This is a genomic window from Rhodovulum sp. YNF3179, from assembly GCF_050586465.1.
Classification (GTDB): domain Bacteria; phylum Pseudomonadota; class Alphaproteobacteria; order Rhodobacterales; family Rhodobacteraceae; genus CAJXYS01.
On the sequence record NZ_JBOCEG010000002.1, the window covers coordinates 175332 to 188332 of the forward strand.

At 58.7% G+C, this 13001-nt stretch carries 7 protein-coding genes and 1 tRNA gene; 3 read left to right on the plus strand and 5 right to left on the minus strand.

The genetic code is table 11. The annotated features are described in order from the left end of the window. The first annotated feature begins 71 nt into the window (after positions 1–71). Positions 72–3842 carry an AAA family ATPase gene (locus ACQ5SP_RS03770; protein WP_430936592.1) on the plus strand — a complete coding sequence of 1257 codons (3771 nt, stop codon included), beginning with the start codon at positions 72–74 and terminating at the stop codon, positions 3840–3842. Next, positions 3842–5941 carry a 3'-5' exonuclease gene (locus ACQ5SP_RS03775; RefSeq protein WP_430936594.1) on the plus strand — a complete coding sequence of 700 codons (2100 nt, stop codon included), beginning with the start codon at positions 3842–3844 and terminating at the stop codon, positions 5939–5941. Before ACQ5SP_RS03770 ends, ACQ5SP_RS03775 begins: the two co-directional genes overlap by 1 nt. Positions 5942–6201: 260 nt before the next feature. On the opposite strand, the gene ACQ5SP_RS03780 is transcribed toward ACQ5SP_RS03775, so the two are convergent. After that, complete coding sequence (locus ACQ5SP_RS03780) at positions 6202–6711, minus strand: hypothetical protein (RefSeq protein WP_430936596.1); 510 nt, start codon at positions 6709–6711, stop codon at positions 6202–6204. A gap of 67 nt (positions 6712–6778) precedes the next feature. Next, positions 6779–7699 carry a metallophosphoesterase gene (locus ACQ5SP_RS03785; protein WP_430936598.1) on the minus strand — a complete coding sequence of 307 codons (921 nt, stop codon included), beginning with the start codon at positions 7697–7699 and terminating at the stop codon, positions 6779–6781. A gap of 485 nt (positions 7700–8184) precedes the next feature. On the opposite strand from ACQ5SP_RS03785, the gene ACQ5SP_RS03790 reads away from it, so the two are divergent. Then, positions 8185–8448, plus strand: a complete 264-nt coding sequence (locus ACQ5SP_RS03790; protein WP_430936600.1) for a hypothetical protein — start codon at positions 8185–8187, stop codon at positions 8446–8448. A 379-nt stretch (positions 8449–8827) separates the two neighbouring features. Here the strand turns inward: ACQ5SP_RS03790 and ACQ5SP_RS03795 are convergent. The 3 genes from ACQ5SP_RS03795 to pyc all read right to left on the minus strand — a co-directional run bounded on the left by ACQ5SP_RS03795 (position 8828) and on the right by pyc (position 12896). Then, positions 8828–8902, minus strand: a tRNA-Gly gene (locus ACQ5SP_RS03795). Between the two features lie 85 nt (positions 8903–8987). Further along, a complete protein-coding gene (locus ACQ5SP_RS03800) occupies positions 8988–9374 on the minus strand; it encodes an MAPEG family protein (RefSeq protein ID WP_430936602.1) in 387 nt (128 codons plus the stop codon). 78 nt (positions 9375–9452) lie between these two features. Beyond that, the gene (gene pyc / locus ACQ5SP_RS03805; RefSeq protein ID WP_430936604.1) at positions 9453–12896 is read right to left on the minus strand and encodes a pyruvate carboxylase; all 3444 of its coding nucleotides are present in this window, start codon (positions 12894–12896) and stop codon (positions 9453–9455) included. Between the last annotated feature and the right edge of the window lie 105 nt (positions 12897–13001).

Sequence of the window (13001 nt, forward strand, 5' to 3'; positions counted from 1 at the left end):
TGAACGGCATGCAGCACTAGTAGGGTGAAGCGGGTGTATCGTGCCGGCTCTAGTAGAAACCATGAAAATTCGTGGTTTGCATCGAGGGAGCTATTCCGATGAATCAAATTTCCAAGAAAGCGCTTCCAGTGCGCCATGTTTCGATTCGGGTTCCGTGGAGTGATAACGGATGGCAGGGATACGTTTGCGACAACCCAGCAGGCAACCATGCCTGTCTGGCTTTGAGCCGGATCTCCGAAAACCGAAAAGACGATTTCGAACAGTCCGTTGCCGGCAAAGCTTGGTCCGACTTGTCGATAGATCAGTTGCCGCCTTGCGCCGATGAGCATGGTGCATTCATGTCAGAGCGGCCCTATGCCCGCCGCCTCAATCATCCCTATGCAAACTACGAACCGAGCTACAGGGGATTTCGGACGACTACTTTTGAGCATCCTGCGTTTTCGGCGGCCTGTATTCCCTATGCTTGGATGTTGAGAGGGAAAGTCGAAGGCGAGACCGAAGGCGACGAAGGAACCGCACTCCGGTACGGTATCGACTTTGATCCAAATAGAGAGCCGGAACTGAAGTCCGCAGGCAAGACCTGGGTTCAAGAGCGAAAAAACCAAATCGCGTTGCTGGATACCTTCTTCAGCGCTCTCGTACCGGAACTTTCGCTCTGCTTCTTTTATGCGAAGGCGACGCCACTCAGCGAGGACCCGCGGAGGGTCATCGTGGGTGTCGGTCGCGTAAAAAGGGTGGATGCGCATCACGAATACGAACATGCGACAGAGGACCACCCGAGATCGATCATTTGGGAGAGGAACGTCCACCATTCGGTCCGCCCGGAGTTCGACGATGGCTTCTTGCTCCCCTATCAGAAAATCCTGGAACTAGCCGAGAGGAACGAAGGCTTCGATCCAACGCCTATGGTTGCTTTCGCGCCGGACGAGAGTTTCGAGGCCTTCTCGTACGGTACGGAACACGTCACTGATGACGAGGCAATTGCCTCGCTCATGTCCGTATTGCGCGCTCTAGAAGCGATTCCCGCCGAGGTTGCATTCGATGTGGCGGGCGCTATCGCCTGGGTGAATTCCGAGCTGAATCGGATCTGGCGAATGCGCGGGCCGTTCCCGGGACTGGGATCGGCTCTGGAGGCCTTCGGCGTCAGCCACGGTACTCTGGTCGCAATGGAAATCGAACGTGCCCTTCGTGATGAGAGCGGCGAGTGGAAACAGGACCCATGGGACCTAGTTGAGGCGGCGCTTCAGGATCCGTTTTTACTACCCGGAGCGGCCCGCACGTATCTTGGGCCGAACAAGCTAAAGCTTTTCAAGGGATTGAAGAAGGAGCGCCGAGACCTTTTGATGCTTTTGAGCCGCTTCTCGCTATCGGCTGACCAGGCGAACAGATTCTTCGAGGTCGCCGAACGAAGGCTCGCCAAAATCGAAGCATCGGACGCCGAATTAATCGCTAATCCCTATCTTCTTTACGAGGGGGATCGTAGGTCATCCGATCCCATCCGGCTTTCGACGATCGATAGAGGTGTTTTCGCAAAAGAAAGCATTTTGGAAAAGTATCCGCTGCCCGGCTCTGAGCCGGTGCGCGAATCCGACGACCCTAGACGAGTGCGAGCCCTCGCGATTGAATTGCTGGAGCGGTGCGCCCGGGATGAAGGGTCGACTGTAATGCCCAAGGACGAGCTCATTCGTCGGATACGCGACGAAGCTGTCGAGCCGAAGTGCAACGTTACGACGGACTTGGTCGATTTCTACGCGGACACCCTCGAAGCGGAAATCGTCGAAATCGAGGAAGAAGACCATCAGATAAATTTTCAGCTCGTTAGATTGTCGAAGATCGGAGATGTAATACGCCGCTATGTCGTGAGGCGAACCGAGGAGGCAGGACGTCATGACGCCCAGCATGACTGGCGTAAGCTCGTCGATAACGCAATTATTGAGCCGGTGGCCGACGGGGATAGCCGTGATGAGGAGGGTCGGAAGGAAAAAGCCGACGCACTCAAAGAGATATACACGTCTCGGTTGTCCGTCTTGGTTGGGCCCGCCGGAACGGGGAAAACGACGCTGCTGAGAGCGTTGAAGGGGATTCCGGATGTGGCGAGTGGCGGGATTTTGTTATTGGCACCGACAGGCAAGGCGCGCGTGCGGCTCGAGCAGGTGACGGACGTTACCGGAGCACAAACCATCGCGCAGTTCTTGCTGAAGTTCCGTCGTTACTCTGTAGATACGGGGAGATATTTTCTAAGAGGCGCAGAAGATAGATCGGGCAGCCACGAAACAGTTATCATAGACGAGGCCTCCATGCTGACGGAGGAGCAGCTCGCAGCGACAATCGATGCCCTCAAAGGCGTCAAAAGGTTCGTCTTGGTGGGCGATACTAGACAGCTTCCTCCGATAGGCGCGGGTCGGCCGTTCGTGGACATTGCCGAGTACCTAAGAGCGAAGGGGCGTGGCTTTGGCGAACTTTCGATTCAACAGCGTCAAGAGGCCGGAGAGCAGCGGCTCGATACACTTCTGGCGAGTTGGTTCACCGATCGTCGCGACGACCCCGATAGTGATAAAGTGTGGGACGCGATCCGAAACGGAGCCGAGGAAAGCGGTGTCGAGTTCATCCAATGGGAAACGCCGAGCGAATTGAATGCCGCTCTGAGTGAGCGGCTCGAGACAAACTTTCGAGCGAACGAAGATCGATTTTGGTTCGAGAAATCGATCGGGGGTTCCGAATTCAAGGATCATATCTATTTTCACCCAAAGCGAGATGCGCGTCCCGGGGCCGGTGAAAGCGCAGAAGCATGGCAAATCCTATCGCCGGTATGGGGAAGGGATTGGGGCGTCGAGGCACTGAACGACTACATCCATCGAAAATACCGGGGAGCTGCAATCGAACGAGCGATGAATAGCGACCATCGCCAGCGCAGAGTACCCAAACCCGTCGGTCCGCAGAGGATCATTTACGGAGACAAGGTGATCAACGTCAGAAACGAGCGAAGGAGCTCTGTCTATCCCGAAGCCGGTTCGATTTTCTATGTCGCGAACGGTGAAATTGGGAGCGTTGTGGGAAAGTTCAAGGGCAGAAACGCGAAAGCTGTACCGAAGCATCTCGAAGTCGAATTCTCGACTCAAAAAGGCCACAAGTATACCTACTGGCGCAATACGCTCGAGGGCGAAGCCGGCTCTCCACCTTTGCAACTCGCTTATGCGATCACTGTTCACAAATCTCAGGGAAGCGAATTTTCCCGTGTGTTTCTTGTGCTGCCCCGGAAGAGTCCCGTGTTGAGCCGCGAACTTCTGTATACTGCGGTCACGCGGCATAAATCGGCGCTCACGGTTTTGCATCAGGGCGACGTAAACGAGCTGAAAGACTACTCATCGGCCGAGAACTCGGAAATTGCACGACGCCTGACGAACTTGTTTCACGCTCCCAAGCCGATTTTGGTGAAGAGAGGCGATGCATCCAAATTGATGGAAGCCAGTTTGGTTCATCGAACCACAACGAATGATTTCGTGAGGTCGAAAAGCGAGGTCATCGTCGCGAATATTTTGACAGATCTCGGTCTTGAGTACACCTACGAGAAGCGCTTCGTGGGCTATGACGGAACGTCACGCTTTCCGGATTTCACTGTCGAAGACGACGACACCGGCCAAACTATCCTGATCGAGCATTTAGGAATGCTCAATCATCCCGGATACAAAAGCGCTTGGGAACGAAAACTGGAATGGTACGCATCGAATGGCGTCACGACGGATGGTGGTCGACGGGCAATGCTCGTCATTACGCGAGATGGTGCGGATGGTTCGATCGACGCTGCTGAAATCAATCGGCAACTCGCGGAGGTGTTCGGATAATGACGGAATGGACCATCAGTCTAAGGAAGAACTTTCAGTCCGAGTTGCTCGCGCTCCCGCCCAAGGAAAACGCGCAGATCCAAAAAAAGCTTAGCCAGCTAGTGGAAGACCCGTTACCCGACGCCAAGGTCAAAAAACAGCTGAAGAATTGGAAGGGCGGAAACGTCTATCGGATCCGCAGCGGGGACTATAGAATATTCTACAGTATAAAAGAGCCGTTCATCAGTCTTTTGGCTCTACGCCGGCGGAGCGAAGACACTTACGACGAAGAAATCGAAGCCTTGAACTTCGGTGGTCCAGAGGCTGCCGAAGGATGGCCCGTCAAAGACGCCAGTGTGTCCAAAGCGGCCTATTGGGAGAAGTTCGCCCGACAGCAACAAGAGTCGGATAAACGTCCGCTTCCAGAACCGCTGACGTCCGAGTTTCTCGACCAATTGTTCATACCGAAAGAACTACACAAGCGCCTACTCGCGGTCGGCTCGGAGGAAGAGCTTCTCGATTGTCCAGGGGTCGAGGACGAGCTCCTTCTTACAATTCACGAAGCTTTATTCGAAAAGCCCTTGAGCGAGGTGCTTCGGCAGCCTGAATTTATTGCAGACAGCGTGGATGACCTGTTCCGATACAAGTCAGGCGATCTTCCAGGGTTTCTTTTGAAGTTGAGCCCGGGGCAGGAAGCGCTTGTAAGATTCAATTTAGAGAGCACGAGGCCGACTTTGGTCAAGGGCGGCCCCGGCAGCGGAAAGAGTACTGTTGCGCTCTATCGCGCAGCCGAAACCGCTAGAATGTTGGCCAGAGAGGGAGTGAGGGAACCGCGAATACTCTTTACGACCTATACGAACGCTCTGACCAACGTCTCCAACTCTCTGCTGCGAACGCTCTTTCCTGAGCGGCCAGAGGCGGTCGTCGTCAAAACTGCCGACAGCTTGGTGAGGGAGATAATTGAAGAAAGTGGGCTTCGCTTCGCCCCGGCGAACGAGGTGCAAATGCGGGAAGCGCTGCGCCGCGCTCTGGAGCAGGCGTCGCTCGGGGAAAATGCACTGGAGCGAAAGAGGAACAAGGACGCTATTTCTCGTTTTTCGGAGAGCTACTTGCTGGACGAGATTTGTGCAGTTGTCCTCGCGCATGACCTGCCGGACATAGAGTCGTACCTTGATGCACCCCGGATCGGGCGGATGGAGGCGCTGTCCGAGACCGAACGCAAGCTTGTATGGAAAATTTCCCGATTGTTCTTGTCCGAGTTGTTTCTTCAGAAGGTTGAGACTTGGAGTGAACTAAGGTCTAAGGCTGCAAAGTTGGTCACAAGCCAAGCGACGAACCTGTCGTTCGATGGAGTAATTGTCGACGAAGTTCAGGACCTCGAACCCTCTGTCGTCTCCCTGCTTGCGAAATTGAGTGACCGACAGGGCACCGTTTTCCTGACCGCCGACAGTCGGCAATCGATTTACCGCTCGGGTTTCGATTGGGCCGAGGTGGTTTCGTCGCTCGGGTTGGAGGTCGAGATATCGGAACTTCCGGGGAACTATCGCTCGACCGAACAAATAGACAAAGCAGCCAAGAGTTATTTTCGGGAAGGGAAGCCAGTACAAAGACATGAGGAACTTTACGCCCACGAGGGGCCCCTTCCATTAGTCTTGGCAGCTGACGACGAAGAGAGCGAGGTTCGATTGATTGCCCGATACATCGAAGGTGCGGCGAAGGAACTTCGACTTCCCATGTCATCGTGTGTGATACTGGTGCCCACCAAGAAACAAGGTCGCAGAATAGCATCCGGGCTTTCTGGGCTTGGGGCACCGGCGGAATTTTCTCTGGGTCGTGAGCTGGACATCACGAGCGATGCCGTGAAAGTCGTGCCTTTCCAATCTGCGAAAGGGCTGGAGTTTCCGGTTGTGGTGATCGCTGGATTGTGGCCGTCCGACTACCCCTTCGTTCCCAAGGGAGCCAGCTCGGGTGAGATCGAGGAACTTCGTCAGCTACAACGAAGAATGATGTACGTCGCAATGACGCGCGCGATGCGCGCACTCATGTTGGTGAAGCCTAAAGGTCAGAGTACAAAGATGCTTGAGCCACTCGATCCAGAGCTGTGGGACCTCAGGGCTTAATAGTGAGGCAAGTGAGTTTCGGGCGAAGAAAAAGCGAAATCGCAATTAAATTGCCATCAACTCTTGATCGTCTCCGGAATATCCACGAACTTTTGCCTGGATGGGTTTGGCTTTTTGCAAGGGTCGGCCGAGCACTTCGTCGGTGCAAAAGTCAACGGACGCTGTCTTTCCTCGGGCCGAATCGGCCGACAAAAGCCCGAACTACTCTCGATCTGCAACGGGTGCCGATGTCGGCGTATGAGGTACGTACCCGATGAGCTTCATGCTCCATAATCCATTGGATGAGTTTCGAGTTCGTCATTCTTGAGTAGTCGTGCCAATCGATAGAACGTTTTGCGTACAACCTTGTTTGGCTCGTGCGCAAAAAGCACGCTCATTGACGACGTCATGCCAGGACCACCCGGATCCATCAAGGACCCTGGAAGATCGTGCGCGCCTGCGTCTTCCAAGAGGGTGACGATGAGGCGCTGAAGTGCATAGCCTTCAATTTCGACATCTTCGTCTTCTGGCTGGAATCTTTCTCTGGCGTATTTCCAGATGTGATCAAGGTCCTGGTTCTTGAAAACAGGATCCCTGTTCTCCGATATGCGTCGCACGAAGGCCTCCTCAATCCTGCTGGAAACCTCCCCGTAACGATCGAAGAGTGCACCGCCGTAGCAATCCAGAAAGCTTCGGTCGAGGCTGGCGACGAGATGTCCGCATTCCCAGTACTCGGGAGAATTGCAAATCGGGCAGACGACGTCTCGGCCCGTTTCTTCGTCGATGGTCATGGCCATGTATCCTTTCGTTCGTTCTCGTCGGCCCAGTTCGGTCGACGGATCGTCGTCTTTTCTCGGCTCAATCGACCACGATGTTCGCGAGGTCGATCCGTTCTCCAAGTTCGGAGGTGCGGTATGCGACCAGCGGTCCGTCCTTGCCTGCCGAATAGTCCAGGCAGAGAGCGTTGCGTGACTGCTGCTCGGGCTCACCGCTCAGCCAGTAATGGCCAAAAAAGACCGGATGTGCGTCTTCGGCGTAGACCGAAGGCCTGATATGCGCGGGCAAATCCAAGTTGGGCAGTTCCGTCGGATCGGGGACCGAGAGCGCCATGTCTCTCCAGGTGCGGGCATCCCCATTCCACCACTGGAGTCTTACTTCCCGTCTCAAGTTGCCACCCTCATCGACAAACGAATAACCCTCCGGTAGCTCGCTTTCGGGCCCTTTCGTCGTCGTCTCGACGAGGCCGTGAAGCGCCTCACCGATCTTTCCAGCTTCGATGAACTGATCGTCGGAGAGCCGCCCATTGATTGTGACCTTCGCAAGCCGCGAGACGACGTCCTCGTCCCAGCAGGCGTGAACGAACCGGAACCCGTAGGATTCGAGAAACAAGGGAAGCGACTTCATCCAGTTGATCGCCTCTGAGGTGGGGTCGGAGCCAATCGGAAACTCTTTCAGAAACGACGCATGCTGCTTCAGATTTTTGTGAGAATGTGGGCGGAGCGGAAGGCCGTTCTCGGGATCGACAGTGTGAAACTGGATTGCGTTGAGCTCGTGGTTACCCATCACTGCCATCGCCGTCCCCGCATCTATCATGTGGCGGATGATGTCGATCACCTCGGCGTTCTTTGGGCCGCGGTCGATGAAGTCGCCCAAAAAGATACAGGTGCGCTCGGCGTCGGGGTGTCGCCACGCTCCGTATCGTTTCGCGTAGCCGAGCTGAGTGAGCCGCGCGGTAAGCTTATCTGCCTGTCCATGGATGTCGGGAATGATATCGAACACTTACTACCTCTCTCATGAAATAACTCATGTTTTCAACGCTTAGGCGTGCTCGGGTGGCCGTACCTCCACGTCCCGTAGGGACGTTTCAGCGGCCTGTCGGGACCCCATCACGCGGTATCGGTCGATTGGGAGAGACCGCTGTGTAGTGCGACTCTTCGCGGTCCAATACCAGGACTGGATGAGGTCGATGCCGGCGATGCCGATCCTCTGTACCACCCCGTCCCGTGCAGACTTCGGATCTTCTGCTGAAAATACTTCGACGATGGAGCCTTTGGACACGGGCATGCTCTTGCCATCGTGTGTCCTCCAAGGACCCCAAGCGCCCCGCCAGATCTGGCTCATGCGCTTGCCTCACAAATGATGTCAAGGAACTGAGACCTGTTGCGGCCTCACTCGACAATATAGTGATACGTGTTACGTATTACAAGGTTTCTGTGTTACTTTTTTTGAAAGAGTGATACATTTCGTGTTACGGAGGCTGCTCAATGGAAGACAAACCCATATCCGTCAGGCTCGGCGCTCGCAGAATGGATGCTCTGGAGCGTTACCTTGAGGCGCATCCGGACGAGAACAGGAACGGCGTCATCGCCGGGGCAGTCGAGATGTATCTCCGTGAAACCGGCTTTTGGAAAAATGAATTGCCACGCGGCTCAAGTGTCGATCATCCCGACGATCGCAAACGACCGACACTTTCGGAACGGGTCAAGCGGCTCGAAGAGATTGTCGCGAATTTCACAGGTCAGGAGTGATACTTCGGGCAAATGCCAGCTTGCCGGACATAAGCGTGGCAACGATTTCTTAATTGAATACAGCCAATCATGAAGAGTTCGGGCCAATCGCCAACTACAGGCAATAGCGTTCAGGAGAGAATTGGAACCCGGATTTTGTGGTCTGTAGTCCAGGGACATGCGGGCACGAATGTATTGGACAACAGGCTGCTTATGGGTGGGGTATCGACTACGATTGGGCGACAGCCACTCTAGTTGCTCTCGCGAGTCGAATTGGCGGCCGTTGAGGCAAGCCGGTCCAGCTGACTGCAATTAAAGAAGTCAAGGTGTATTCCGAGGTGGATTGAACACAAAGGACGCCCAGAATATCTCTATTTTTCAGTGCTTTAAGAGATATAAATGGAGCGGGCGATGGGATTCGAACCCACGACCCCAACCTTGGCAAGGTTGTGCTCTACCCCTGAGCTACACCCGCATCCTTGTGTGGAGCGTGAGATAACCAGTCTCGCCGGGGCCTGCAAGGGGAAAATTGGCCCCTGCCGCCGGATTTTTCGGGCCGCTCAGCCCAGCGCGTGAAAGATGTTGCCGAGGGCGCCCAGCAGGATCACCGAGAAGGTCGCGACCATGCCGAGCGTGCGCAGCACAAGCGGCGGATCGGTCAGGCGGATCGCCAGGGCATGGACGATCCGGCCGGCGACCAGCAGCAGACCGAGCAGGTGAATCGCGAGGCCCGGCGCGCCCTGCAATTCGGCCAGGGCCATCAGCAGCAGCGCCAGCGGCGCGTATTCCGCCATGTTGGCGTGCGCCCGGCCGCGGCGCAGAAGCTCTGGATCGTCCCCGTCACCCAGGAGGATGCCGCTGCGAAAGCGGTACATCACCACCGACAGGCTGAGCGTGACGTAGAAGAGGGCGATGATACCGGCGTAAAGCGGCGTGACTGACAACATGGGACGGTTCCGGCCGTGAACTCGTGACACGGGGCAGCATAGCCGATTCCGGCCGCGCGTCCACGGCCGTGTGCCGCCTCACTCCATTTCGACAAGCAGGTCCTTGGCGTCGATCTGCTGGCCCGGCGTGACATGGACCGCCGCGACCTTGGCGTCGCGCTCGGCATGGATGCCGGTTTCCATCTTCATCGCCTCGATGGTCAGCAGCAGGTCGCCCTTCTTGACCTTCTTGCCCGCCTGGGCCGAGACGCTGGCCACGACCCCCGGCATCGGCGCGCCGAGATGGTTGGGGTTGCCGTCCTCGGCCTTCGGACGCTGGCCGGCCTCGGCCTTGACCTTGCGGTCGGGCACGCGGATGACGCGCGGCTGGCCGTTCAGTTCGAAGAAGACCTTCACGTCGCCGTCCTCGTTGGTCTCGCCCACGGCCTGCAGAAGGATCTCCAGCGTCTTGCCGGGGTCGATCTCGGCCGAGATCTCCTCGCCCGGTTCCATCCCGTAGAAGAAGGTGCGCGTCGGCAGCGTGCGCACCGGGCCATACATCCGGTGCCGGCCCATGTAGTCGAGGAAGACCTTGGGATACATCAGGTACCCGTTCAGGTCCTCGTCATCGATCTTGAAGCCTTCGAGTTCCTCGGAAAGCGTCTTGCGCGTCGCTTCCAGGTCCACCGGGTCAAGATGCTTGCCCGGGCGCGACCTGTCGGGTTTCTCGTCCTTCAGCACCTTCTTGACGATGGCCTCGGGAAAGCCGCCGGGCGGCTGGCCGAGATTGCCGCGCATCATGTCGATGACCGAGTCGGGGAAGGCCACGTCGGTGTCCGGATCCTCGACGTCGGCGCGGGTCAGGCCCTGGCTGACCATCATCAGCGCCATGTCTCCGACCACCTTCGAGGACGGCGTCACCTTCACGATGTCGCCGAAGACCTGGTTCGCATCCGCATAGGCGCGGGCGACCTCGGGCCAGCGATCTTCCAGCCCCAGCGAACGCGCCTGGGCCTTGAGGTTGGTGAACTGCCCGCCTGGCATCTCGTGGAGATAGACCTCCGAGGCTGGGGCCTGCAGCCCGCTCTCGAAGGCGGCGTATTGCTTGCGGACCTGTTCCCAGTAGCCTGAGATCTCGCGGATCGCGGCGATGTCGAGCCCGGTATCGCGGTCGGTGTGGTGCAGCGCCTCGACGATGGAGCCGAGACAGGGTTGCGAGGTGGCGCCGGAAAAGGCGTCCATCGCCGCGTCGACCGCGTCGACGCCCGCCGCGCAGGCCGCCAGCACCGTTCCCGCCGAGATGCCGCTGGTGTCATGGGTGTGGAAATGGATCGGCAGGCCGACCTCTTCCTTCAGCGCGGGGAAGAGCGCATGCGCCGCGGCCGGTTTCATCAGCCCGGCCATGTCCTTGACGCCCAGCACATGCGCCCCGGCGTCGCGGAGCGCCTTGCCCATCTCGACATAGTATTTCAGGTCGTATTTCGCCCGGTCCGGGTCGAGGATGTCGCCAGTATAACAGATCGTGCCCTCGCAGACCTTGCCGCTCTCGATCACGGCGTCCATGGCGACGCGCATGTTCTCGACCCAGTTGAGGCTGTCGAAGACGCGGAAGACGTCGACGCCGGTCTCGGCGGCCTGGCGCACGAAGAACTGCACCACGTTGTCGGGGTAGTTGGTGTAGCCCACCCCGTTCGAGGCGCGCAGCAGCATCTGCGTCATGATATTCGGCATCCGGGCACGGATGTCGCGCAGCCGCTGCCAGGGGCATTCCTGCAGGAAGCGGTAGGCCACGTCGAAGGTCGCGCCGCCCCAGCACTCGACCGAGAAGAGATCGGGCAGACGGTGCGCGTAGGCGCCGGCCACGTTGATCATGTCGATCGAGCGCATCCGGGTGGCCAGCAGCGACTGGTGGCCGTCGCGCATCGTGGTGTCGGTCAGCAGCACTCGGTCCTGCGCCGCCATCCAGTCGGCGACGGCCTGGGCGCCCTTTTCCTCGAGCAGGGTGCGCGTGCCCGCGGGCGGCGTGCCCTCGGGGTGGCGCGGCGGGCGCGGGGCCTTCGCTTCCGCCGGCGGGCCGCCGCGCCCGGTGGTTTCCGGGTGGCCGTTGACGGTGATGTCGGCGATGTAGGTCAGGATCTTGGTCGCCCGGTCGCGGCGCTTCTTGAAGTCGAAGAGATCGGGCGTCGTGTCGATGAACTTGGTGGTGTAGGCGTTCGAGAGGAAGACCGGGTGCTTGAGCAGGTTCTCGACGAAGTTGATGTTGGTCGCCACGCCCCGGATACGGAACTCGCGCAGCGCCCGGTCCATCCGGGCGATGGCCTCGTCCGGCGTCGGTGCCCAGGCGGTGACCTTCACCAGCAGCGAGTCGTAGTAGCGCGTGATCACCCCGCCCGAATAGGCCGTGCCCCCGTCAAGCCGGATTCCCATGCCGGTGGCCGAGCGGTAGGCGGTGATGCGGCCGTAGTCGGGGATGAAGTTGTTCTGGGGATCCTCGGTGGTGATCCGGGTCTGCAGCGCATGGCCGCGCAGCAGCACCTGCTGCTGGCTGGGCGTGCCGGTGGCGTCGGCCAGGGTCGCGCCCTCGGCGATCCGGATCTGCGCCTTGACGATGTCGATGCCGGTGACTTCCTCGGTCACGGTATGCTCGACCTGGACCCGCGGGTTCACCTCGATGAAGAAGAACTCGGAGGTGTCCATGTCCATCAGGAACTCGATGGTGCCCGCGTTCTGGTAGCCCACCTGCCGCGCGATGCGCAGGCCGAGTTCGCAGATCTCGCCGCGCTGTTCCTCGGTCAGGTAGGGCGCCGGGGCGCGTTCCACGACCTTCTGGTTGCGCCGCTGCACGGTGCAGTCGCGCTCGTAGAGATGGAAGATGTTGCCGTGGGCGTCGCCGAGGATCTGCACCTCGACATGGCGGGCGCGCTCGATCATCTTCTCGAGGTAGCCCTCGCCGTTGCCGAAGGCCGCCTCGGCCTCGCGCTTGCCCTCGCGGACCTTCTCTTCCAGCTCGTCGGCCGACAGGATCGGGCGCATTCCGCGCCCGCCGCCGCCCCAGCTGGCCTTCAGCATCATCGGGTAGCCGACGGCCTCGGCCATCTCGCGAACCTTGCCCATGTCGTCGGGCAGCACCTCGGAGGCCGGGATCACCGGCACGCCCGCCTCGATCGCCACGCGCCGCGCGCTGGCCTTGTCGCCGAGCGCGCGCATGGTGTCCGCCCTGGGGCCGATGAAGGTGATGCCGGCCTCGGTGCAGGCATCGACGAAATCCGGGTTCTCCGACAGCAGGCCGTAGCCCGGATGGATCGCGTCGGCGCCGCTCATCCTGGCCACGCGGATGATTTCGGGGATCGAGAGATAGGCGGCGACCGGGCCCAGGTCTTCGCCGATCTTGTAGGCCTCGTCGGCCTTGAAGCGGTGCAGCGAGAGCTTGTCCTCCTCGGCATAGATGGCGACCGTCTTCTTGCCGAGCTCGTTGGCCGCGCGCATGACGCGGATCGCGATTTCGCCGCGGTTGGCGACGAGGACCTTCTTGAACTCTGCCATGCTGTTCCCCTGACCCCCTGATCTGATGTCATTCGCTTTTACGCAGTGTGCCGGCGCAGCGCAAACGCGGTTTGCGACCCTCCCGGCGGCAATTCCGAAGGCGGG

What these genes read in the sequence shown, in the direction of transcription:
- ACQ5SP_RS03775 (WP_430936594.1), top strand. Translation starts at nt 3,842, where the DNA reads ATGACGGAATGGACCATCAGTCTAAGGAAGAACTTTCAGTCCGAGTTG.
- ACQ5SP_RS03780 (WP_430936596.1), bottom strand. Translation starts at nt 6,711, where the DNA reads ATGACCATCGACGAAGAAACGGGCCGAGACGTCGTCTGCCCGATTTGC.
- ACQ5SP_RS03790 (WP_430936600.1), top strand. Translation starts at nt 8,185, where the DNA reads ATGGAAGACAAACCCATATCCGTCAGGCTCGGCGCTCGCAGAATGGAT.
- ACQ5SP_RS03800 (WP_430936602.1), bottom strand. Translation starts at nt 9,374, where the DNA reads ATGTTGTCAGTCACGCCGCTTTACGCCGGTATCATCGCCCTCTTCTAC.
- pyc (WP_430936604.1), bottom strand. Translation starts at nt 12,896, where the DNA reads ATGGCAGAGTTCAAGAAGGTCCTCGTCGCCAACCGCGGCGAAATCGCG.